This window comes from Vibrio sp. RE88, from assembly GCF_013113835.1.
In the GTDB taxonomy this organism is placed as follows: domain Bacteria; phylum Pseudomonadota; class Gammaproteobacteria; order Enterobacterales; family Vibrionaceae; genus Vibrio.
This window is the reverse complement of record NZ_VTYQ01000014.1, coordinates 1-22692: the sequence shown is the minus strand read 5'-3', so window position 1 is coordinate 22692 and position 22692 is coordinate 1. Positions and strand designations below refer to the sequence as shown.

The window sequence follows — 22692 nt, the reverse complement described above, 5'->3', positions numbered from 1 at the left end:
AGCTCCTATGACGGAACTTGTTACAACCCAACCAGAGGTGATGAAAGTAGAAGCGACCCCAGAAGTGGTGGCTATTGCCGAGCGTTTTGACCCATTTGATAGTGTTGCGACGATTACTTTTGGTAGTGAAGCACTGGAGAAAATTACCACGTTTTCTGATTCTGTTTTAGATCAGGTTAGAGTCAGAGATAGCGGCGAAGCTGGCGATATTCTTCAAGCCATGGTGTCTTCAATGGACAGTAGCGCCTTTGACCAACTTGGTCAGCGTAGCTTGCTGTCTCGATTACCTTTGTTTGGTGAAATGTTTGATTCGTTCAAGAAATTCTCAACTAGCTTTGATTCGGTGAAAAATCAGCTGGATAAATTGGCTGAGCGCTTGCAAGGGCAGGAAGTGAAATTAGCTCATGACATTAACCAGCTCGATACTCTGTATCAACATAATCTAGAGCTACTGGATGGATTAGAGCAGTATATTGCAGCAGGCCGGTATAAACTAAGTCAGCTGAATGATGAAGTGTTACCGCAATTACTTGCCAAGTCCGAGCGAAGTGAAGACGCGTTGGATGCTCAGCAATACCGAGATGCGACGCAGGCTGTGGCGAGGTTAGAGAAACGCGTACACAATCTCGAACTCACTCGGTTAGCTGCAATCCAAACCGCGCCGCAGATTCGCTTGTCTCAAGAGGGCAACAAAATGTTGATGGAGGATATTCAGGATATCGTCCATAACACCTTTCCGTTGTGGAAGCGCCAATTCTTGATCGCTATTTCCAACTATGAAAAGGAAAAGGCCCTGCAAGTCACACGCGCGGTCAAAGACTACACCAACAAACAGTACGTGCAAAATGCACAGAAGCTCAAAGTGCTGGAAGAACAAATCGCAGAGAATTATCAGCGCGGAATTCTGGATTTAGATTCGCTACAAACCGTCAATCAACTCACCATTGAAACTCTGAGTAATACCCTTTCAAGAGTGAAAGAAGGTCGAGAACAACGTGAAAAAGCGCAGCGAGTGATTGAGCAGGCAGAGCAAGAACTGAAATCTGCATTGCAACAATATTTGGAAAACTAACTTTCAGACAACGACGGCTAACTTAGCCGTCGTTTTTCTATATGCTATCGACACAATGACTGAGCAGGAAAGTAGATATGGAATTAAGCGCACAACTGGGAGCTTTGTTGCAATCTCAACAACTAATCCTTACCACAGCAGAGTCTTGCACAGGTGGTGGTGTATCAGCCGCAATTACCGATATTGCAGGCAGTTCGGCCTGGTTTGACCGCGCTTTTATTACATACAGTAATGAAGCGAAAATGGAGATGCTAGGAGTAGCAGAGCCGACGCTTGTTTCTCATGGCGCTGTCAGCGAAGAGACGGTGATTGAAATGGTGCGAGGTGCGATTGAACATTCCAGTGCCAATATTGGTGTTTCAATCAGTGGTATTGCGGGGCCAGGAGGTGGCAGCACTGAAAAGCCAGTAGGAACGGTTTGTTTTGCTTGGGCCGATGAAAACAGTTGGCTGAAAGTCGCCACTTATCACTTTGATGGTGATCGAGCTGAGGTTCGCCAGCAGGCCGTTGAAGTGGCGATGAAAGTACTGTACGAAGAGTTGGAACAACGCAGCACATATTCTGGCTGATAATTTAAAAGTGAATAAAATTAAAGAGATATGATCTAAATCTAAAAAAAATTCACACAGCTATAGACACTGTATGAATCAACAGTATAATGATTTTCATTGATTGCCTCAGAGGATTCTGGGGAAGAAGAGAAGAATTCAAAGATCATCAATGCGTTGATGAACAAATCGGAGAAAGTGATGGACGATAACAAACAGAAAGCGCTCGCCGCTGCGCTCGGTCAGATTGAAAAGCAATTCGGTAAAGGCTCTATTATGCGCCTTGGTGATAACCGCGCTATGGATGTTGAAACCATCTCGACAGGTTCACTTTCTCTTGATATCGCATTGGGTGCTGGTGGTCTGCCAATGGGTCGTATCGTTGAAGTTTATGGCCCTGAGTCATCAGGTAAGACGACGTTAACTCTTGAGCTGATTGCTGCAGCACAACGTGAAGGTAAAACATGTGCCTTTATTGATGCAGAACACGCTCTTGATCCTGTCTACGCTAAGAAGCTAGGCGTAGATATTGATGCACTGTTGGTTTCTCAGCCAGACACGGGTGAGCAAGCGTTAGAAATCTGTGACGCTCTGGCGCGCTCTGGCGCGATTGACGTTATGGTTGTCGACTCTGTGGCTGCATTGACACCGAAAGCGGAAATCGAAGGCGAAATGGGCGATAGCCACATGGGTCTTCAGGCGCGTATGCTTTCTCAAGCAATGCGTAAGCTGACAGGTAACCTGAAGCAGTCAAACTGTATGTGTATCTTCATCAACCAGATCCGCATGAAGATCGGTGTGATGTTTGGTAACCCTGAAACGACCACAGGTGGTAATGCACTAAAATTCTACGCTTCAGTTCGTCTTGATATCCGCCGCACAGGCTCTATCAAGGAAGGCGATGAAGTGGTGGGTAACGAAACTCGCATTAAAGTGGTTAAGAACAAGATCGCGGCACCGTTCAAACAAGCTGAAACTCAAATCATGTATGGCGCTGGCTTTAACCGTGAAGGTGAGCTGATTGACCTAGGTGTGAAGAATAAGCTGGTTGAAAAAGCGGGCGCTTGGTATAGCTACAATGGCGATAAGATTGGCCAAGGTAAAGCAAATGCATGCAAGTACCTACGTGAAAACCCAGCGGCGGCTCAGCAAATCGATACGAAATTGCGTGAGTTGTTGCTAACACCAGCAGAAATCCAGCCAGACGACGCTGAGCTAGGTGAAATGCCAGAGCAAGAAGAGCTGTAAGTACTCATAGCTCAGAGTTTTGAAGCCCTGCAATAGCGGGGCTTTGTTGTATTTAGCGTAACCGAATAATGTTGAGTGTTTATGTTTCAACGCAAACCTCCCACCTTATCCAGTAAAGAAGCCGCCATTCAACTGCTTAGTCGGCGTGATCATGGTGAGTATGAGCTTTATCAGAAGCTTGCGATGAAAGGTTATGAAGAAGAGGCGATTCAAGAAGCGGTTAACTTCTGTCTTGATCACAACTACTTAGACGACCTTCGTTATGCCAAAAGCCAGATCCGACAGCATGTATACAAAGGGCATGGTGAACGACGTATTCGTCAGGAACTCAATCAGAAACGTGTCAGTGAATCCGTCATCGAAAAGGCATTTGAAGAGGAGCCACAAGACTGGTTTGAGTTGGCGAAACAGGCTGCCGAAAAAAAGTTTAAAGGCGTCATAGCGAAAGATCAGAAAGAGTATGCAAAACAGGTGAGATTTCTTCAATATCGCGGCTACAGCTTTGAACAAATCAGCTATGCCCTGAGTAATGACGACGGATCATAAACAGTGCTTATGCGCTCATTTTTTGATTTGTTGCGAAAATCGCGTTGAAAAGGCTCTTTTCTACAAGAAAGCTAGTCGTGGCTGATTGCTTGATCTACAATACGGCAAAATTCTAACTCGACTATTTTCAGGAAGAGCTGCATGTACATGAGCACTGATGAGGTTCGTAATTCGTTCCTCAAGTTCTTTGAAAGCAAAGGACACCAAATCGTAGACAGTTCATCGTTGGTTCCACATAACGATCCAACCCTGCTATTTACTAACGCAGGTATGAACCAATTCAAAGATTGCTTCTTAGGCGCCGAAAAGCGAGCCTACACGCGAGCAACTACGGCTCAGCGTTGTGTACGTGCAGGTGGTAAACACAACGACCTTGAAAATGTTGGTTTTACTGCTCGCCATCATACGTTCTTCGAAATGTTGGGTAACTTCAGTTTTGGTGATTATTTCAAAGAAGATGCAATCGCATTCGCTTGGGAATTTCTAACAGAAACACTGAAACTGCCAAAAGATCGCCTACTGGTCACGGTTTACGAGACAGATGACGAAGCATTCGATATCTGGAACAAAAAAGTCGGCATTCCAGCAGACAAAATTGTCCGCATCGGTGATAAAGAAGGCGGCAAGAAGTTCGAGTCTGACAACTTCTGGACAATGGGTGACACAGGTCCTTGTGGTCCATGTACTGAGATTTTCTATGATCACGGTGAACACATTTGGGGCGGCCGTCCGGGCACACCTGAAGAAGACGGTGACCGCTTCATTGAGATCTGGAACAACGTATTCATGCAGTTCAACCGCCATGCTGACGGCACAATGGAACCGCTTCCTAAGCCTGCTGTTGATACAGGTATGGGTATTGAGCGTATCTCTGCAATCATGCAAGGTGTTCACTCAAACTACGAAATCGATGTATTCCAAAAGCTAATCAAAGCTGCGGCAGAAACCATCGGTTACGAAGACCTATCAAATCAATCGCTACGCGTTATCGCTGACCACATCCGTTCCTGTTCATTCCTTATCGTTGACGGCGTTATGCCTTCGAACGAAGGTCGTGGCTACGTACTACGTCGTATTATTCGTCGTGCAGTTCGTCACGGTAACAAACTAGGTGCGAAAGGCGTATTCTTCCATAAACTGGTTGGTGTGCTTGCTGAAGTGATGGGCACTGCAGGCGAAGAGCTTAAAAAGCAACAAGCGGTTGTTGAAAAAGTACTACGTATCGAAGAAGAGAACTTCGGACGTACGCTTGAACGTGGTATGACAATTCTGTCTGAAGCTCTCGATAATCTAGACGGTAAAGTGCTAGATGGCGAAACCGTCTTCAAGCTGTACGATACTTACGGTTTCCCAGCAGACCTTACTAACGATGTGGCTCGTGAGCGTGAGTTCACTATCGATGAGGCGGGTTTCGAGAAGGCGATGGAAGCGCAGCGTCAACGCGCTCGTGAAGCAGGCCAGTTCGGCACTGACTACAACGCGACCATCAAGTCTGATGTAGATTCTGAGTTCTGTGGCTACACAGCTACTGAAGGTAAGAGTAAAGTTGTAGAAATCTTCGTTGAAGGTGAAGCAGCGGAGTCTTTATCAGCAGGCGATCAAGCCATTCTTATCCTAGGTGAAACGCCATTCTATGCCGAGTCAGGTGGTCAATGTGGGGATGCCGGTGTACTGAAGACTGAATCTGGAGTGTTCAACGTACAAGATACCCAGAAGCTTGGTAACGCCATCGCACATCATGGTGTTCTTGCCGAAGGCGTTTTAGCGAAAGGTGATGATGTAGAAGCTGTCGTGGATGCTGAGCGTCGCGCGGCTATTTCACTAAACCACTCTGCTACGCACCTATTGCACGCTGCATTGCGTAAGGTGCTAGGTGAGCACGTAACGCAGAAAGGCTCGCTTGTTAAGCCTGAAAACTTACGTTTTGACTTCTCTCATCTAGAAGCGGTAACACCAGCTGAATTGAAAGAAGTTGAGCGTCTGGTTAACGCACAAGTGCGTCGCAACCACAACATTGAAACCAACATCATGGACATCGAATCTGCCAAGCAGAAAGGTGCAATGGCACTGTTCGGTGAGAAGTACGACGATGAAGTTCGCGTACTGTCTATGGGTGAGTTCTCAACCGAGCTTTGTGGTGGCATCCATGCAGAGAACACCGGCGACATCGGTCTATTCAAGATCACATCTGAAGGTGGTATCGCCGCAGGTATTCGCCGTATTGAAGCCGTCACTGGCGAAGCTGCGCTAGACGCAATCGAGCAGCAACAAGCTAAGTACGAAGAGAAGCTTGCAGAGTCTGCATCTAAAGCGAAAGCTCTTGAGAAAGAGATCCAAAAGCTGAAAGACAAGATGGCGGCTGCGGAAAGTGCAAACATCATGGGTAAAGCTCAAGAAATCAACGGCATTAAAGTCCTTATCGCTGCGATGCAAGATGCTGATCCTAAGAACCTGCGTACTATGGTTGATGACATCAAGAACCAAATGGGCAGTGGTGTCGTCATGTTGGCGAACGTCAATGGTGAGAAGATTGGTTTGATTGCGGGTGTCACAAAAGATCTTATCGGCAAAGTTAAAGCGGGCGACTTAGTGAAAATGGTTGCTGAGCAAGTCGGCGGTAAAGGTGGTGGTCGACCTGACATGGCTCAGGCTGGTGGCACAGACGTTGAAGCGCTTCCTGACGCAATTAAGTCTGTTCAGCCATGGCTTGAAGAGCGCCTGTAAAATCTGATTTGTATATAAATACGCTCAATCAATTGTTTGATTGGGCGTAATTTTTTTCTACTAACCAAGTGGTTTAATAGCTCAGTTACTCTGTGCTGATTAAGCAGCTTGGTTTTTGTTATTAATGCTGCAAACAATATTCAATTGATTGAATGTGGCCTAATGAGACTTTGGTCTTGGGAAGGTGAAGACTGGTGAAAAAGCCCCTTATCGTGCAAAAGTTTGGCGGAACCTCTGTGGGTTCAATTGAAAGGATCCACAAAGTCGCTGAGCACATCATTAAGGCGAAAAATGATGGTAATCAAGTTGTAGTCGTTGTGTCTGCTATGTCTGGAGAGACAAACCGACTACTGGATTTGGCAAAGCAGGTAGACAGCGTGCCAACTGCCCGAGAACTTGATGTTTTGCTCTCTGCTGGTGAGCAGGTGTCGATGGCACTGCTGGCAATGACTCTGAATAAACTAGGTTATGCCGCACGCTCACTTACCGGAGCACAAGCGAAAATTGTGACGGACAATCAACACAATGACGCGACGATTAAACACATTGATACCTCAACTATTGAATCATGGCTGGCGCAAGATAACATTGTCATTGTCGCGGGTTTTCAGGGTATGAGTGAGAATGGGGACATCACCACGTTAGGCCGAGGGGGGTCAGATACCAGTGCGGTCACTTTGGCTGGCTCTCTGCAAGCAGAAGAGTGCCAAATTTTTACTGACGTCGATGGTATCTATACTTGCGATCCTCGTACAGTTCCTAGTGCCAAGAAGCTGGATGTGATTGATTTTCCTTCCATGGAGGAAATGGCACGTAAAGGAGCGAAAGTGCTCCACCTTCCTTCGGTTCAGTACGCTTGGCGACATAATGTGCCACTGCGTGTTCTCTCCACGTTTGATAGCAATACAGGCAGTTTGGTCAAGGGCAGTGAATGCCAAAAGGCGATCTGTGGGGTCGCAATCCAGCGTGAACTGACAATGCTGAAGGTTGACCGTGATGCATTCTGCGGCTTAGAGAAACAGTGTCAGATGCTGGGTGTCACGATTTGGAATGTGATCGACCATACAGAATGGGTAGGTGCGGTGATAAAACACGATGCTTATGCCAAGCTGGAACTGGTGTTCGGTGACAAAATCCGTAATAGTGAAGAGGTTAGCCTGCTCACAGCAGTAGGTCTTCAGGTCGCAGGATTGGTTGAACAGTCTTATGCCTTGTTGTCTGAACAGGGGATAGATGTGATGCATTATGCAGTGAATTCACAGTCGTTGATGTTGGTGTTGTCTCCAGAATACGTCGACAAAGCGGCAAACATACTGCATGATGCTTACATTACTTCTGCAGAGGCGCTCGACTGCCAGCAAAAACATGCCTTTTTAGGTTAATTAGGCTCGAGAATAGAGTTTACGAAAATATAACTTTTGTTGGATAATAGCCTCGTAGCAAGAAAAATCAGAGATTACTCAAGGAGCACAGAATGCTAATTTTAACTCGCCGCGTTGGCGAAACTCTAATGATCGGTGATGAAGTCACAGTCACAGTGCTGGGCGTGAAAGGTAACCAAGTACGTATCGGTGTTAATGCGCCGAAAGAAGTGTCTGTTCACCGTGAAGAAATCTACATGCGCATTCAGGCAGAAAAAGGTAATGGTAACACTGCATCAGGCAACTACTAATTACACGAGAAGGCTGACATTATGTCAGCCTTTTTTGTATTGTTGATAGGCATATTTATAGCAAAAAGAGCGAATTAGCATCGCTTTGATTAAATAGCCAACGGTTGGCCAACTTTTTGCTGATTTTGCCAAGAAAATGTTTGACATATTTTCGGTAAATCGTAATATGTGCCTCCGCAAGACGGTGAGGTGGCCGAGAGGCTGAAGGCGCTCCCCTGCTAAGGGAGTATGCGGTTTGTAGCCGCATCGAGGGTTCGAATCCCTCCCTCACCGCCATTCTTGCATTGCTCTTCGGAGCTGCTTTAAAACAAGCATTGCGCGCTCGTAGCTCAGCTGGATAGAGTACCTGGCTACGAACCAGGCGGTCGAAGGTTCGAATCCTTCCGAGCGCGCCATATTTCCTTACCAGGGAATAAAACGGTGAGGTGGCCGAGAGGCTGAAGGCGCTCCCCTGCTAAGGGAGTATGCGGTTTGTAGCCGCATCGAGGGTTCGAATCCCTCCCTCACCGCCATTAATTGGCCTATGGTCAATTTTTTTGTTTTAAAGAAAAATTAGTGTGATATACTTCACAACTCTCTTTTGAGAGAACATTGCGCGCTCGTAGCTCAGCTGGATAGAGTACCTGGCTACGAACCAGGCGGTCGAAGGTTCGAATCCTTCCGAGCGCGCCACTATTTCGTTTAGTAAGTTTAAAACTTGTTGAACACCCCGTGCGTCCTTAGCTCAGCTGGATAGAGTACCTGGCTACGAACCAGGCGGTCGGAGGTTCGAATCCTCCAGGACGCGCCACTTATTAAGGTCACTGACCTGATGTTGATTATTCAATATCAAACATTGCGCGCTCGTAGCTCAGCTGGATAGAGTACCTGGCTACGAACCAGGCGGTCGAAGGTTCGAATCCTTCCGAGCGCGCCATCATATAGAAGCCCTGCTAGAAATAGCAGGGCTTTTTTATTAACATTTCATTATCATTTTATTAACTTTATTTTTACAAGTTAATGTTTTATAAGAACTTTTTTGAGAAACATTATCCCTATCGCAGTAATCATCCGATTTATCTAATAACGTCATAAAATCGGCAGTTATTTATCCTTATATCGTCTCATATTGCAGATTTATGTGATTTGTATGACGCAATCATCCCTAGAAATGTGCAATATCATCAAGACTGCTTTAAACAAAATTGACAAAGTTTAACCAATCGAGATAATCCTAGACCTCTTATCAGGATATTTGACTACTTTTCCTGAAAGAAAACGTCAGCACAGAACTGACGTCAAAAAGGTCATTTAGGACACGAAGTCCCAATTATTAAATGGCCAATATCTTGTCAGGATGACAAAGAAAGGATGCTTAAAATGGAAAATATTGGAAGCCTGCTAGTAGATGCTGCAACCCTGATGCTTACAGGGATGGCCGTAGTATTTATATTCCTAACTATTCTCGTCTATCTCGTTCGGCTAATGTCTAAGCTGGTGCCAGAAGAAGTGCCAGAGCCGATCGCTACACCGAAACAAAATAATAAAATTCAACCAACCTCTTCTGCTATTAGCCCCAAGGTAGTTGCAGCGATTTCTGCTGCGGTGCATCAACATCGCACTTCTACTGCTAAGTAGCATTTAAATGGATTAAAAGGAGTTAATGAGCATGTCTAAACCACTAGCTTTAACCGACGTGGTGCTTCGTGACGCCCATCAGTCGCTGTTTGCTACTCGTATGCGTCTTGAAGATATGTTACCTATCGCAGCGGAGCTCGATAAAGTGGGGTACTGGTCTTTAGAAACCTGGGGCGGTGCCACCTTTGATGCGTGTATCCGTTTTCTAGGAGAAGACCCTTGGGAACGTCTACGCGCGCTTAAAAAAGCGATGCCCAATACACCCATGCAAATGCTACTTCGTGGCCAAAACCTGCTAGGTTACCGCCACTACGCAGATGATGTGGTTGAAAAATTTGTCGAACGTGCGCATGCCAATGGCATGGATGTGTTCCGCATCTTTGATGCAATGAACGATGTGCGCAATTTCCAGAAAGCGGTCAAGGCAGCAGTTGATGTAGGCGCTCACGCTCAAGGTACGCTTTCTTATACTACCAGCCCGGTTCACAATACCGATACTTGGGTTGATCTGGCGAAGCGCCTTGAAGATCTTGGTTGCCACTCTTTATGCATTAAAGATATGTCAGGTTTGCTTAAGCCGTATGAAGCGGAAGAGCTGATCACTCGTATCAAGTCATCGACCGATATTCCTTTAGCTCTTCATTGTCACGCAACGACTGGCTTATCTACTGCGACAGCAGTCAAAGCAGTCGAAGCGGGGGTCGATATTCTTGATACTGCGATCTCCTCAATGAGCTGTACATACGGTCACACTCCGACGGAAACTGTGGTTGCGATGCTCCAAGGCACTGAGCGTGATACCAACCTTAAGTTGGACCAGATTGAACCAATAGCCGCTTACTTCCGCGAAGTTCGTAAAAAATATGCGAAATTTGAAGGTCAGCTGAAAGGGGTCGATTCGCGCATTCTTATCGCCCAGGTGCCAGGCGGCATGCTGACTAATATGGAAAGCCAGCTTAAAGAACAAGGTGCTGCAGATCGTATTGATGAGGTATTGGACGAGATCCCGCGCGTGCGCGAAGATTTGGGCTTCATTCCTCTGGTTACACCTACTTCGCAGATTGTCGGCACGCAAGCCGTGATTAACGTGCTAACGGGTGAGCGTTACAAGAGCATCACCAAAGAGACGGCGGGTGTCCTAAAAGGCGAATACGGCGCAGCTCCGGCAGAAGTAAGTGCGGAACTACAAGCAAAAGTACTGTCTGGTGCTGAAGCCATTACTTGTCGCCCAGCGGATCTGCTGGAAGCTGAGTTGGATACCCTTACTGAAGATTTGCTTGCTAAAGCGAAACAAGATGGTATTTCATTGGCTGAAGATACGGTTGATGATGTCTTAACCTACGCACTATTCCCTCAAGTTGGTCTGAAGTTCCTTAAGAATCGCCATAATCCTGATGCTTTCGAGCCTGCTCCTGGTAAAGAAGAGCCAGTGGCAGCACCTGCTCCTCAAGCTGCTCAGGGTGGGATTGAGACTTACAGTGTGAAAGTCGATGGGCAGGTTTACGACGTAGAAGTGGGCCCGCAAGGTCAATTGACATCGGTTGCTCCGGCTAACTCAACGCCTCAACAGGCTTCGCCAGCTCCTGCTGCTCAGTCAGGTAATTCAGAGATGGTACCTGCGCCATTGGCAGGGAACATTTTCAAAGTGAATGTTCAAAGTGGAGCTCAAGTGGAAGAAGGTGAAGTACTTCTGATCCTCGAAGCGATGAAGATGGAAACTGAAGTTCGTGCAGCCCGTGGCGGTATCGTTCAAGACCTTCACGTTAAGGAAGGTGATTCAGTGACGGTCGGCGCACCGCTATTGAGTCTGGCGTAAGGGAGTATCATGGACGGATTAATGACCTTATGGTCAGAAACAGGGATTGCTAACTTCGAGTTTGGCCAGATATGTATGATTCTGGTTGGTTGTATCCTGTTGTTTTTGGCCATTCGTAAAGGCTTTGAGCCCTTACTTTTATTGCCAATTGGCTTTGGTGCCATCTTGGCCAATATACCTAATGCGGGTTTTACCGATGAAGGTGGTTTGCTTTACTACGTCTACTATGTGGGGATTGAGTCGGGGATCTTCCCGTTACTGATCTTTATGGGCGTAGGGGCTATGACCGACTTTGGCGCTTTGATTGCTAACCCGAAAACCTTGTGGTTAGGGGCGGCTGCGCAATTCGGTATCTTCGCGACGCTGTTTGGCGCGATTCTGCTCAACTACGTGCCGGGTATGGAATTCAGCATGCCTGATGCGGCTTCGATTGCCATCATTGGTGGTGCTGATGGCCCAACCGCTATTTTCTTAGCAAGTAAGTTGTCACCGGATCTTCTTGGTGCGATTGCAGTAGCGGCGTACAGCTATATGGCACTGGTGCCTATCATTCAGCCACCAATCATGAAAGCGCTGACAACACCTGAGGAACGTAAGGTGAAGATGGCTCAGCTGCGCCATGTCGGCAAAGCTGAAAAAATTCTCTTCCCACTTGCCGTGTTGTTGATGACGATCTTGTTCCTACCTTCCGCAACCCCGCTGGTTGGTATGTTCTGTCTCGGTAACTTGATGCGCGAAGCTGGTGTGGTGGATAGGTTGTCGAAAACAGCGCAGAACGAGCTGATCAATATTGTCACCATCTTCCTTGGTTTAGGCGTTGGCTCCAAGCTTCAGGCAGAAGAGTTCCTCAATGTTGAGACCTTGGGCATTCTTGCCTTAGGTGCCGTTGCTTTCAGTATTGGTACGGCGGGCGGTGTCTTAATGGCTAAGCTACTCAATAAGTTCTCTAAAGAAGATATCAACCCACTGATCGGTGCAGCCGGTGTATCTGCGGTACCCATGGCGGCGCGTGTGGTGAACAAGGTTGGCTTGGATGCGAATCCGCAAAACTTCCTCTTAATGCATGCAATGGGGCCTAACGTTGCTGGCGTTTTGGGCTCTGCCGTCGCTGCGGGCATTCTCTTAGCATTGGTGAATTAACGTAAGTTATTAGTCAATTTGAGAATAGGCAGTTAACTTGCTGGCAATAAATGGTATATATTCAAAGGGATGCTTTCGCATCCCTTTTTCGTATCGATAGGGAAATGATGAAATGGAAAATAAACAAATCGCGATAACTCAATTTGGTGATCCTGACGTTTTAGCCGTTCAAACTAATGCGGTACCAGAACCTCAACAAGGTGAGGTGTTAGTGAAAGTGGCCTTTGCAGGCGTTAACCCTATCGATGTTAAAACGCGCGCGGGTCTCGGCTGGGCGGCTTCACAGAACAAAGATAATCTACCTTGGGTGCCGGGGTACGATATTTCTGGTGAAGTGGTGGCATGTGGAGAGCAAGCAAAGCGATTTGTTGCGGGTGACAAAGTGGCTGGCTTTATTGGCTTCCCACTCCAAGGCGGTGGTTACAGTCAGTACGTATGTGTACCGGAAGCCGAACTTAGCTTAGTACCTGAATCCATTACTCTAGAAGCCGCGGCGGTGCTACCTTTGGCTGGGCAAACTGCGGTTCAGGCTTTGGATAAAGCCAGTGTTCAGGAAGGTCAAAGAGTGCTGATTCTCGCTGGTGCCGGCGGCGTTGGTCATATTGCTATTCAGGTTGCTGTGGCTGCTAAAGCCGAAGTGTTCACGACTTGTAGTGAAGCAAACCTTGATTACATGGCGACGTTAGGTGCTCACGCCGTAAACTACCAATTCTCTCCTGTTTCCGAACGTGTTGAGGAAGCAGACGTACTGATTGATTTAGTGGGTGGTGATGCTGCACTGGATGCGCTCAAGTGTCTGAAAGATGGTGCTAAAGTGGTTACAGTGCCGACGATTACAGCAGAGCTGATCTGTGAAAAAGCCAAATTGCTTGGTTTTGAGGCGACCGGCATGCTGGTTGATCCGAACCCTGAGCAGCTAGATGCGTTGATTTATATGGTCAGCGTTGGGCTGCTGAAAACTGAGATCCAGCATATCTACCCTATGGATCAGGTGATGGACGCGCATAAACAAATTGAAACAGGGCATACGCGAGGCAAGATCTTGCTTGATATGCAATGCTAGAGGCGTTTAACGCCGCGTTTGAAAGTATCGCTCTGTGGTTTTCTGATTCTGCACTCTGGGTTTTATTTCTTTCTGGTTTCCTGAGTGCAACGCTACTACCCGGGGGCTCAGAAGCTGGACTGATCGCTACTCTGAGCCTCAATCAATTTTCTACCCTTTCTATCATCGCTGTGGCTACTGTGGGTAATACCCTTGGTGGTTTAACTAACTACTGGCTGGGTTTATGGCTGCCAAATCGAACTCAAAATGAAAAACATGGTCATAAAGCACTACAGTGGTTGAGCAAATACGGCTATTGGTCCCTTTTATTTAGTTGGTTGCCCGTGATTGGTGACCCGCTTTGTTTGGCTGCAGGTTGGTTACGCATGCGCTTCTGGCCCTGTTTGTGGCTGATCATGATTGGTAAAGCATTGCGATACAGCCTGTTAGCAGCCCTTTATTATGGTTTTTTCTAGGAGATGTCATGAGAAAAATCTGGCTAGGTGCATTTTCTCTCGTTGCTCTTTATGGTTGTGCAAACAATCCACTCTCTTCTGATTCTCATTTATCTTCGCTTCCTCAAGGTGTCTCTTTGATTGAGGAAGTGAAATCTGAACCGGGTAAGGCGATGATCCCTTACTCTAAGTATCAGCTTGATAATGGCCTGACGGTTATTCTTTCTCCCGATGATTCTGATCCTTTGGTTCACGTGGATGTGACCTACCATGTGGGTTCAGCACGTGAAGAAATTGGTAAATCAGGCTTTGCCCATTTCTTTGAGCATATGATGTTCCAAGGCAGCGAGCATGTCGGTGATCAGGAGCATTTCAAGATCATTACCGAAGCGGGAGGAACCCTTAACGGGACCACGAACCGCGACAGAACCAACTATTTTGAAACCGTGCCTTCAAATCAGCTGGAAAAAATGCTGTGGCTGGAATCGGATCGAATGGGCTTCCTGCTTGACGCCGTTTCACAGCGCAAGTTTGAGATCCAGCGTGATACGGTGAAAAACGAACGTGCACAAAACTTTGATAACCGACCATATGGCCTGATGTGGGAAAGGATGGGCGAAGCGCTCTACCCAGAAGGTCACCCGTATTCTTGGCAGACAATTGGTTATGTGGAAGATTTAGACCGTGTTGATGTCAACGACCTCAAAGCGTTCTTCTTACGCTGGTACGGGCCAAACAATGCCGTACTGACGATTGGTGGTGATATCGATGTCGAACAAACGCTGCAGTGGGTGAACAAATACTTTGGTTCCATTCCGAAAGGCCCAGAGGTTAAGCAGGCACCAAAACAGCCAGCGGTGCTGAAGGAAGATAAATACATCACCTTGGAAGACCGTATTCAGCAACCTATGGTTTTGCTGGGGTGGCCAACAACTTACCGCGGTGAGAAGACAGAAGCGTCTCTGAACGCATTAGCCAACGTGCTAGGAAAAGGTGCCAATAGCCTGCTTTATCAAGAGTTGGTCAAAACTCAAAAAGCCGTCGATGCAGGTGCTTTCCAGGAATGTTCTGAGCTGTCATGTAACTTCTATGTGTATGCGATGGCCCCATCAGGAGAGAAAGGCAAACTGAAACCGCTTTATGAAGAGCTGATGCAGACGTTGCAGAAGTTTGAAGACCAAGGGGTAGATCAGGCTCGCCTAGATCAAATCACTGGCATGGCGGAAGCTAGTGCCGTATTTGCGCTGCAAAGCGTGAGAGGTAAAGTGTCTCAGCTCGCTGCTAATCAGACTTTCTTTGGACAGCCTGATCGACTGCAAACTCAGCTAGAGCAAATACGTGCGGTTTCGCCAGAGTCTGTTATGAAAGCTTATGAAGACTTCGTTAACGGCCATCACAAAGTGACGTTGAGTGTGGTACCTAAAGGCAAGCTTGATTACGTTGTTAAACCCGCGACTTTCATTACACCAGAAAGAACGCTACCTGAGCATAAGAAGATCAAAGATCAAGATCTCGCTTATCGTCGTCCAGTTGATAACTTTGATCGTTCAGTGATGCCTGAAGTGGCTGAAGCCGTGAAGGCGCAAATGCCTAAGCTGTACAAACTATACTTCGATAATGGCGCTGAGCTATTGGGTACCCAAAGTAGCGAAACACCTACAGTTCAACTGGAAATCCGCTTCCCAGCTGGTGAGCGTTATGTTCAACAAGGTAAAGAAGGGCTAGCGAACCTAACAGCAGCTATGATGGAAGAAGGGACGTTAGATTCAACGGTTGAACAGCTGCAGGCTAGGCTCGATAAACTGGGTAGTACTGTATCTATCAGTGCCGCGAACTACACGACCAGCATTTCCGTTTCTAGTCTTGAGAAAAACTTACCTCAAACCTTGGCTATTGTTGAAGAGGTGTTATTTAAACCTGCGTTTAATGAATCCGACTTTGAACGTAATAAGCAACAGATGCTAGAAGGTATTGTTTACCAGCATCAGAAACCAAGTTGGTTAGCGTCTCAAGCCACTAGACAAGTACTGTTCTCTGGCTCTATCTACCAACGCCCTAGCGATGGAACGAAAGAGTCTGTTGAAACATTAACTTTGGATGACGTTAAAGCATTTTATCGTCAACATTACACCCCCCATGGCGCTCAGATTGTCGTGGTCGGCGATATAACCAAACGCCAAGTGAAGAATGAATTGGCCTTTTTGGAAAACTGGCAAGGTCAGGAGGCGCCTCTATTGCGACCTCAACTCGTAAATGAAAAAGGCCTGCAGAAAATTTACTTGATTGACAAGCCAAGCTCACCACAAAGCATTGTTCGTTTTGTACGTCAGGGGCTGCCTTTTGATGCGACGGGCGAAGTTTATTTAACGCAATTAGCGAATTTTAACTTAGCAGGTAACTTCAATAGCCGAATAAATCAGAATTTGCGCGAAGATAAAGGTTACACCTACGGAGCAAGTGGCTACTTCGCGGCGAACCGAGAAGTTGGCGCGATTGTATTCTCTGCTCAAGTTCGAGCTGACTCAACGGTTGCTTCTATCAAAGAGATAGAAAAAGAGCTGAGCAAGTATAGTGAAAATGGCATGACGGATGAGGAAATGAAATTTTTACGCTTAGCAGTCGGTCAACAAGATGCTCTGAAGTATGAAACACCTTCACAGAAAGCACAGCTGTTAAGTAGTATTCTGGCTTACAGTCTGGACGAAGACTACCTCAAGCAGCGCAATGAGATTGTCGATACCGTGAGTAAAGATACCTTGAATCAGATGGCAGCCAAGTGGTTTACCCCTGATGCATATCAGATCATTGTGGTTGGAGATGCAAAATCGCTGAAACCTCAGCTAGAAAGTTTGCAAATCCCAGTAGAAGAGCTTGAAATCGTCCGCTAGAGTACACATAAATTAGAGCATGAGAGAGGGTTTGGATAAGTTCCTGCCCTCTGATAATTCAAACGGTCCAGAAGTAATTGGGCCAGGACTATAAGCGAACCTTCATTTTGACTGATTTTGCTGCGCGACTGGAGCGAGTTGCACAAACCCCTGACGTATTTCAATCCTTTGGTCGTGGTGTGGAGCGAGAAACTCTGCGCTATAAAAAGGATGGCAGGCTGGCTACGACTCCTCACCCACAAGAGCTAGGCTCTGCTTACGCGAATGACTGGATTACGACAGACTTTTCGGAGTCGCTGCTGGAGTTCATCACGCCTGTATCCAATGACATCAAAACTCTCACTGCGCAGTTAGAGGACATTCATCACTTTACTCAAACTAAATTGGGTGAAGAGAAAATGTGGCCGCTTTCCATGCCATGTTATGTCGGCCAAGAAGATGACATCAATCTTGCACAATACGGAAGCTCCAACTCAGGCAAAATGAAAACCCTCTATCGAGAAGGTTTGAAGCGCCGTTACGGTAGCCTGATGCAAATCATCTCTGGTGTGCACTTCAATTTCTCTTTTCCAGAGTCGTTCTGGGATGCGCTGCACGGTCAGCAATCTGAGCAAGAGCGCCAGACGACTAAGTCTGAAGCATACTTCGGCCTTATCCGTAACTACTACCGTTTTGGTTGGCTGATCCCTTATTTCTTTGGTGCTTCGCCAGCGCTGTGTTCTTCCTTTATCCAAGGAAGAGATACTAAGCTGCCTTTCGAAAATATCGGTGAGACCTTATACCTTCCTCATGCGACCTCATTACGTATGAGTGACTTGGGCTACACCAATAGTGCTCAGAGTGTGTTGAAAATTGGCTTCAACAGTTTGGAAGAGTACTTGGATGGCCTTAATGCAGCAATTCGTACCCCGTCTGCTGAGTTTGCTGAAATTGGGGTTAAGGTTGACGGTGAATATCGCCAGCTAAACAGTAATGTACTGCAGATTGAAAATGAACTGTACGCACCAATTCGCCCTAAACGCGTAGCGAAAGGTGGTGAGAAACCATCCGAAGCTTTATCGCGTGGTGGTGTTGAATACATCGAAGTGCGAGCATTAGATGTTAACCCATATAGCCCGATTGGAATCGACGAAGACCAGATTCGCTTCTTAGACCTATTCCTGACTTGGGCGGCGATCACTGAATCAGAGCCGATGGATTTCTGTGAGCAAGCTTGCTGGCGTGAAAATTGGAATAAAGTGATTGAGTCTGGGCGCAAGCCAGGGCTAGAACTGCAGATTGGTTGTAAAGGCGAAATCTTGTCTCTACAAGATTGGGCACAACGTGTATTCGATGAGATTACTCTGATTGCAGAGAAGATGGATGCCGCTGTTGGCGGTGAAGCCTATCAGTCGGTTTGCCATAAGTTGATGACTTGGATAAATAACCCTGAGCTGACAATTTCTGGCCAGCTTCTGGAAGATACTAAGCGCTTGGGTGGACTGGGCAAAGTTGGCTGTGAATTCGGCCTACAGTACCGCGAAAAGCATTTGAATCATGCGTTCCAAGTGTACAGTGCTCAAGTGATGGAGCAAGAAGTTGAACGTTCCCGTGCTGCACAAGTGAACACCGAGCAAGCTGATACGCTCAGTTTTGATGAATTCCTAGATGACTATTTTGCTTATTTAAAGTCATAGGAAAAAGCATTGAAAAGGACTTTACTGCTAATTAGTATGATGGTTTTAGGTGGCTGTACGACGGCGCCACCTAAGAATCAAAGTAATTTGTGTGAGATCTTCCGTGAGCATCAAGATTGGTATGATGATGCGGCAGATATGCAGGAAGAGTGGGGAACACCTATTCAGGTTGCGATGGCGTTTGTAAAGCAGGAAAGTAGCTTTCGTCATGACGCTCGCCCACCGAAAGATTACCTGTTGGGAGTCATTCCTTGGGGAAGAGTCAGTAGCGCTTACGGATACGCTCAGGCACAAGATCCAGCATGGGAAGATTTTCAAAAAGCGACAAGTCATGGTGGTTCGAGAACCAACTTTGATGATTCACTGATGTTTATTGGCTGGTACACCAGTGAAACCCAGAAGCAATTAGGGATCTCTAAATGGGATCCTTACAATCAGTATTTGGCCTATCATGAAGGACGTGGCGGTTATAAGCGTAAATCTTATCAATCCAAACCTTCATTGATAAAAGTTGCTCGTAAAGTTGAGCAGCAGGCAAAGGATTATGGTTGGCAACTCAAGCAGTGCCAGCAAGAACTGGAAAGCAACCGGAGCTGGCTGTTCTAGCCCGGAATGAAGGAGAAAAGGACAATGCCATTATTAGATAGCTTTACTGTGGATCACACACGTATGAATGCGCCAGCGGTGAGAGTGGCTAAGACAATGACTACGCCGAAAGGTGATACCATTACTGTGTTTGACCTGCGTTTTACTGCACCAAACAAAGACATTCTTTCTGAGAAAGGCATTCACACACTGGAGCATTTGTACGCAGGTTTCATGCGCAGTCACTTAAACGGTGATAGCGTAGAAATTATCGATATTTCGCCAATGGGCTGCCGTACAGGTTTTTACATGAGCCTGATTGGTACACCAACAGAAGAGCAGGTCGCTCAGTCTTGGTTGTCATCGATGCAAGATGTGCTAAAAGTTGAAAGCCAAAACAAGATCCCTGAATTAAACGAGTATCAATGTGGCACCGCTGCGATGCACTCTCTTGAGGAAGCTAAGCAGATTGCCCAAGCCATCATTGATGCAGGCATCAAAGTTAACCTCAATGACGAGTTAGCTTTACCTGAGTCGATGCTTAAAGAGCTGAAAGTCGATTAAATCAAGGGTAGATAGAAAAAGAGGAAGGCAATGCCTTCCTCTTTCTTATTGAACTTTAGGTAAGACAACGACTTGTGTCTTAGCCCAAATATCATGGAAGCCGCGTTTTTTCGGATCAATAGGAACAGTGAGATTGGCTAACCCAAAACCTGATGTGGCGATGCGGATTAATGCTTGAGTCACAGAAATCGCGCTACCATCAGAATTGCGAACCTGTATTTTCCATGCTCTCATACCAAGAGTTTGCCCTGCACGAGTCCAGAAGAATACAAAGAAGTAGATCCAAACAACGGCGAGATACAAAGTATAAACTGGTCCCCATATTGGGTGATTGGTGAGAAAGTCGCTGACGTCTGCATACGGAGCAACATTAAATCCACCCATCGCAACCAGCGCATGCAAAACTGCAATCACGATGCCAGCAGCCATCATTTCAATCGCAATCACGATCAGGCCATCATAAAACAACGCACCAAGGCGGCGCATCAATCCTGCTGGTGGCAGGGTATCCGTTGTCGACATAATTATTACTTACCCAAACTTTAGAAGGCGTCAGAATATAGCTTCACTGTGAGTCTGAAAAGAGACTTTGCGCACAGCTTAATAATTTGTGGCGATTTTATCAGCAAACGGCAATCAATTCAGTCTTTTGCACTTGCACGAATACTTTGCTTACGTATAATGCCAGTCATCAAAGGGCAAGAGCCCAAAGATGCCGGTGTGGTGAAATTGGTATACACGACGGATTCAAAATCCGTTGCCTTCGGGCGTGGCGGTTCAAGTCCGCCCACCGGTACCATATTTAAACAACAAAGCCTCGACGAAAGTCGGGGCTTTGTTGTTTCTGGTGTATAGGATTTCTATTCCAGTAACAAAGCAGTGGGGCCAAGTTGTCTCATAGCGTCCTCTTCTTGTGTTCGTGCATTTCTACCGTCTCATTTATTTTGTTAGTGCTTCCAGTTGTACTCATAAATTTCAAAAATCTTTAATTTTTTCTGTTAGTTAAGCAATTGTTGTCTATCTTTTAGAGAGGAACATTATCTGAAAGGAGCCGAATCAATGTATCAACTCACCCCCTATTTATTTTTCGCTGGACGTTGTGATGAAGCCCTAGAGTTTTATTGCAAAGCTTTTGGCGGGGTTGTTGTCACCAAGCAGTATTTTAAGGATGCACCGCAACAAATAGAGGGCGCCGATCCTGATTGGATTATGCATGCAGAATGTGAAGCGTTTGGTATGAAGTTGATGCTCTCAGATGGTTTAGTGGCAAAAGAGCGTTCTGGTAATCATATGGCATTGTCTTTGGTATTGGACGATCTTAATGAGCAAGCCAGAGTATTCGACAAGTTGTCACACGGTGGTCATATCATGATGCCTTTAGCTGATACCTTTTGGGGAGGGCGTTTTGGCAAAATTGAAGACCAGTTTGGTATTCGTTGGATGCTGCATTGCGATCTGGTTAAATAATATGCAAAGTTTAAGCGGATCACACGTGTACCTCGCTAACGCTTATGAGTGATGAATTCAGGTTTTGAATCATCTAAAATTATAAATTGGTTAATAAAGATTAAGTTGTATATAAATCGTGGCTAGCATCAAAATTACAGTAGACAGACTTCAGCCAGGGTTGCATATCCGACTCCCGGTCAAATGGAATGAGCACCCGTTTTTGTTTAATAGCTTTAAGATTAAAGACGAGGAACAGATCCGTCTGATTCGTCACTTAGGCATTAAGCATGTCTTTATGAATCCGAATCAAAGTGATACTCAACCTCTTCCCCCTTCGACAGAGACTGAGAAAAAGGATGATACCTCCGCAGAGGAGATCGACCTTGAAGCTCAGAAACTATGGAAAGAGAAACAAGATCGGATTGAAAAGCTCAGTGCGTATCGTCGTCGGGTGATCAATTGCGAAAAAGAGTTTGAACGCTCACTATCGAGAATGCGGGCGGTCATGAATAAAATTCGCAATCGACCAGAACAGGCCGTGGATGAAGCTGCGCAGTTGGTTGATGATATCGTTGATAAGCTGCTTAGTGATGACCATGTCACTTTGCACTTGATGAACGGTAAAAGTGAATTTGAAGATATTTATTTTCACTGCCTCAATGTGTCTGTCGTCGCGATGATGATAGCCCAAGCTAAGAAGCTTGAAGCGCAGCAGATCAAAGAAGTCGCTTTTGCCGCTCTCTTTCACGATATGGGAAAAGTCAAAGTGCCTTCTGCAATTGTACGTAAGCAGACCCCTTTAAGTGAGCCGGAAAAGAACTATCTTAAACTGCATACTAAATACGGTTTGGATATCGCGAGTAATATGGAGAGTTTTCCAGAAAGCGCGAGAACGGTTATCGCCCAGCACCATGAATTGAATGATGGCTCTGGTTACCCAGAAGGTTTGAAAGGGGAGCAAATTGATGAGCTAACACAAATTATCTCGGTAGCTAATGCTTACGATAATCTGTGCCACAGCAACGTTCCTTCAGAGCAAAAGATACCTTATGTGGCGCTTTCTCATCTATATAAGAACTGTAAGCACCTATACAACAATGAAAACCTAAATATCCTAATTAAGTTCATGGGCATTTACCCTCCGGGAACGGTCGTACAGTTGTCCAATGATATGGTGGGGTTAGTGATATCGGTGAATGCACGTAACATTCTTTTCCCCAACGTCCTTATCTATGATCCCTCGGTTCCGAGAACACAAGCCCCTATCATCGATTTGGCAGAGAAAGAAATAAAGATAGTAAATGCCATTTTGCCAAATAAACTGCCAGATAAAGTTCGCGAGTATTTAAATCCTCGCTCAAGAATTTCTTATTTCTTCGATAGTGACGACTAGTTATCCACAGTCTTCTGTGAGTAGATTGCTAATAAGATGATGATAAAGTGGTACTAAATAAGTGCTTGAATGATTAATAGTCATTCAAGCGCTTTTTTATCTAAAAAACGATTTTTGTGCTTGCCTTCTTTGCTCTCCTATCTATAATGCGCATCCACTGACACGGCAGACGCCACAAGGCTTCAGCAGTGTTGGAGAGGTGAAAAGCTTCTGAGAAAATAAGTTTGAAAAAGTGTTTGACTCTTCAAATTATCTCG

The 22692-nt window shown here is 46.0% G+C and carries 19 protein-coding genes and 7 tRNA genes; 25 read left to right on the top strand and 1 reads right to left on the bottom strand.

The window, feature by feature from the left end:
• The first annotated feature begins 7 nt into the window (after nt 1-7).
• The 22 genes from F0265_RS22455 to luxS all read left to right on the top strand — a co-directional run bounded on the left by F0265_RS22455 (nt 8) and on the right by luxS (nt 19593).
• Nucleotides 8-1072, top strand: a complete 1065-nt coding sequence (locus tag F0265_RS22455; protein WP_171750411.1) for a toxic anion resistance protein — start codon at nt 8-10, stop codon at nt 1070-1072.
• A gap of 77 nt (nt 1073-1149) precedes the next feature.
• Nucleotides 1150-1641, top strand: a complete 492-nt coding sequence (locus tag F0265_RS22450) for a CinA family protein (protein ID WP_171750410.1) — start codon at nt 1150-1152, stop codon at nt 1639-1641.
• A gap of 180 nt (nt 1642-1821) precedes the next feature.
• A complete protein-coding gene (recA, locus tag F0265_RS22445; protein WP_031343405.1) occupies nt 1822-2868 on the top strand; it encodes a recombinase RecA in 1047 nt (348 codons plus the stop codon).
• 81 nt (nt 2869-2949) lie between these two features.
• A complete protein-coding gene (gene recX / locus F0265_RS22440) occupies nt 2950-3414 on the top strand; it encodes a recombination regulator RecX (protein ID WP_171750409.1) in 465 nt (154 codons plus the stop codon).
• A 141-nt stretch (nt 3415-3555) separates the two neighbouring features.
• A complete protein-coding gene (gene alaS, locus F0265_RS22435; protein ID WP_171750408.1) occupies nt 3556-6138 on the top strand; it encodes an alanine--tRNA ligase in 2583 nt (860 codons plus the stop codon).
• Nucleotides 6139-6332: 194 nt separating this feature from the next.
• Nucleotides 6333-7520, top strand: coding sequence for an aspartate kinase (locus F0265_RS22430; RefSeq protein ID WP_171750407.1), 1188 nt, complete (start codon nt 6333-6335; stop codon nt 7518-7520).
• A 92-nt stretch (nt 7521-7612) separates the two neighbouring features.
• Nucleotides 7613-7810 (top strand): carbon storage regulator CsrA, encoded by a 198-nt coding sequence (csrA, locus tag F0265_RS22425; protein ID WP_006963114.1) that lies wholly within the window; start codon nt 7613-7615, stop codon nt 7808-7810.
• A gap of 183 nt (nt 7811-7993) precedes the next feature.
• Nucleotides 7994-8086: transfer RNA gene (locus F0265_RS22420), tRNA-Ser, on the top strand.
• A gap of 42 nt (nt 8087-8128) precedes the next feature.
• Nucleotides 8129-8205, top strand: a tRNA-Arg gene (locus F0265_RS22415).
• A gap of 24 nt (nt 8206-8229) precedes the next feature.
• Nucleotides 8230-8322: transfer RNA gene (locus F0265_RS22410), tRNA-Ser, on the top strand.
• A gap of 83 nt (nt 8323-8405) precedes the next feature.
• Nucleotides 8406-8482, top strand: a tRNA-Arg gene (locus tag F0265_RS22405).
• Nucleotides 8483-8523: 41 nt separating this feature from the next.
• Nucleotides 8524-8600: transfer RNA gene (locus tag F0265_RS22400), tRNA-Arg, on the top strand.
• A 49-nt stretch (nt 8601-8649) separates the two neighbouring features.
• Nucleotides 8650-8726 (top strand) — tRNA-Arg (locus tag F0265_RS22395).
• 443 nt (nt 8727-9169) lie between these two features.
• Entirely contained in the window at nt 9170-9427 is a 258-nt protein-coding gene (locus tag F0265_RS22390; RefSeq protein ID WP_019278131.1) for an oxaloacetate decarboxylase subunit gamma, read from the top strand.
• Between the two features lie 31 nt (nt 9428-9458).
• Complete coding sequence (gene oadA / locus F0265_RS22385) at nt 9459-11243, top strand: sodium-extruding oxaloacetate decarboxylase subunit alpha (protein WP_171750406.1); 1785 nt, start codon at nt 9459-9461, stop codon at nt 11241-11243.
• Between the two features lie 9 nt (nt 11244-11252).
• Nucleotides 11253-12383, top strand: coding sequence for a sodium ion-translocating decarboxylase subunit beta (locus tag F0265_RS22380; RefSeq protein ID WP_006957074.1), 1131 nt, complete (start codon nt 11253-11255; stop codon nt 12381-12383).
• 112 nt (nt 12384-12495) lie between these two features.
• On the top strand, nt 12496-13446 hold the full coding sequence (locus F0265_RS22375) for an NADP-dependent oxidoreductase (protein ID WP_171750405.1): 951 nt from the start codon (nt 12496-12498) through the stop codon (nt 13444-13446).
• Entirely contained in the window at nt 13440-13901 is a 462-nt protein-coding gene (locus F0265_RS22370; RefSeq protein WP_019278134.1) for a YqaA family protein, read from the top strand. The genes F0265_RS22375 and F0265_RS22370 overlap by 7 nt, the downstream gene beginning before the upstream one ends.
• 8 nt (nt 13902-13909) lie before the next feature.
• Entirely contained in the window at nt 13910-16768 is a 2859-nt protein-coding gene (locus F0265_RS22365; RefSeq protein ID WP_171750404.1) for a pitrilysin family protein, read from the top strand.
• A gap of 107 nt (nt 16769-16875) precedes the next feature.
• Nucleotides 16876-18444 (top strand): glutamate--cysteine ligase, encoded by a 1569-nt coding sequence (gshA, locus tag F0265_RS22360; RefSeq protein ID WP_171750403.1) that lies wholly within the window; start codon nt 16876-16878, stop codon nt 18442-18444.
• Between the two features lie 9 nt (nt 18445-18453).
• On the top strand, nt 18454-19050 hold the full coding sequence (locus F0265_RS22355; protein ID WP_301338248.1) for a hypothetical protein: 597 nt from the start codon (nt 18454-18456) through the stop codon (nt 19048-19050).
• Between the two features lie 24 nt (nt 19051-19074).
• Complete coding sequence (luxS, locus tag F0265_RS22350; RefSeq protein ID WP_006957088.1) at nt 19075-19593, top strand: S-ribosylhomocysteine lyase; 519 nt, start codon at nt 19075-19077, stop codon at nt 19591-19593.
• Nucleotides 19594-19638: 45 nt separating this feature from the next.
• Here luxS and F0265_RS22345 read toward each other — a convergent pair whose 3' ends face one another.
• Nucleotides 19639-20115: an RDD family protein gene (locus F0265_RS22345; protein WP_021458471.1), complete on the bottom strand. Its 477-nt coding sequence runs from the start codon at nt 20113-20115 to the stop codon at nt 19639-19641.
• Between the two features lie 192 nt (nt 20116-20307).
• Here F0265_RS22345 and F0265_RS22340 point away from each other — a divergent pair.
• The 3 genes from F0265_RS22340 to F0265_RS22330 all read left to right on the top strand — a co-directional run bounded on the left by F0265_RS22340 (nt 20308) and on the right by F0265_RS22330 (nt 22435).
• Nucleotides 20308-20392, top strand: a tRNA-Leu gene (locus tag F0265_RS22340).
• A 260-nt stretch (nt 20393-20652) separates the two neighbouring features.
• Nucleotides 20653-21060, top strand: coding sequence for a VOC family protein (locus tag F0265_RS22335; RefSeq protein WP_171750402.1), 408 nt, complete (start codon nt 20653-20655; stop codon nt 21058-21060).
• A 118-nt stretch (nt 21061-21178) separates the two neighbouring features.
• The gene (locus F0265_RS22330) at nt 21179-22435 is read left to right on the top strand and encodes a DUF3391 domain-containing protein (RefSeq protein ID WP_171750401.1); all 1257 of its coding nucleotides are present in this window, start codon (nt 21179-21181) and stop codon (nt 22433-22435) included.
• Nucleotides 22436-22692 lie beyond the last annotated feature (257 nt).

Bases quoted from the DNA above. Each gene is read 5' to 3' on its own strand.
- F0265_RS22450 (WP_171750410.1), top strand. From the start codon at position 1,150: ATGGAATTAAGCGCACAACTGGGAGCTTTGTTGCAATCTCAACAACTA.
- F0265_RS22390 (WP_019278131.1), top strand. From the start codon at position 9,170: ATGGAAAATATTGGAAGCCTGCTAGTAGATGCTGCAACCCTGATGCTT.
- recA (WP_031343405.1), top strand. From the start codon at position 1,822: ATGGACGATAACAAACAGAAAGCGCTCGCCGCTGCGCTCGGTCAGATT.
- luxS (WP_006957088.1), top strand. From the start codon at position 19,075: ATGCCATTATTAGATAGCTTTACTGTGGATCACACACGTATGAATGCG.
- F0265_RS22375 (WP_171750405.1), top strand. From the start codon at position 12,496: ATGGAAAATAAACAAATCGCGATAACTCAATTTGGTGATCCTGACGTT.
- csrA (WP_006963114.1), top strand. From the start codon at position 7,613: ATGCTAATTTTAACTCGCCGCGTTGGCGAAACTCTAATGATCGGTGAT.
- F0265_RS22345 (WP_021458471.1), bottom strand. From the start codon at position 20,115: ATGTCGACAACGGATACCCTGCCACCAGCAGGATTGATGCGCCGCCTT.
- alaS (WP_171750408.1), top strand. From the start codon at position 3,556: ATGTACATGAGCACTGATGAGGTTCGTAATTCGTTCCTCAAGTTCTTT.
- F0265_RS22365 (WP_171750404.1), top strand. From the start codon at position 13,910: ATGAGAAAAATCTGGCTAGGTGCATTTTCTCTCGTTGCTCTTTATGGT.
- F0265_RS22455 (WP_171750411.1), top strand. From the start codon at position 8: ATGACGGAACTTGTTACAACCCAACCAGAGGTGATGAAAGTAGAAGCG.
- F0265_RS22335 (WP_171750402.1), top strand. From the start codon at position 20,653: ATGTATCAACTCACCCCCTATTTATTTTTCGCTGGACGTTGTGATGAA.
- F0265_RS22370 (WP_019278134.1), top strand. From the start codon at position 13,440: ATGCTAGAGGCGTTTAACGCCGCGTTTGAAAGTATCGCTCTGTGGTTT.
- oadA (WP_171750406.1), top strand. From the start codon at position 9,459: ATGTCTAAACCACTAGCTTTAACCGACGTGGTGCTTCGTGACGCCCAT.
- recX (WP_171750409.1), top strand. From the start codon at position 2,950: ATGTTTCAACGCAAACCTCCCACCTTATCCAGTAAAGAAGCCGCCATT.
- F0265_RS22380 (WP_006957074.1), top strand. From the start codon at position 11,253: ATGGACGGATTAATGACCTTATGGTCAGAAACAGGGATTGCTAACTTC.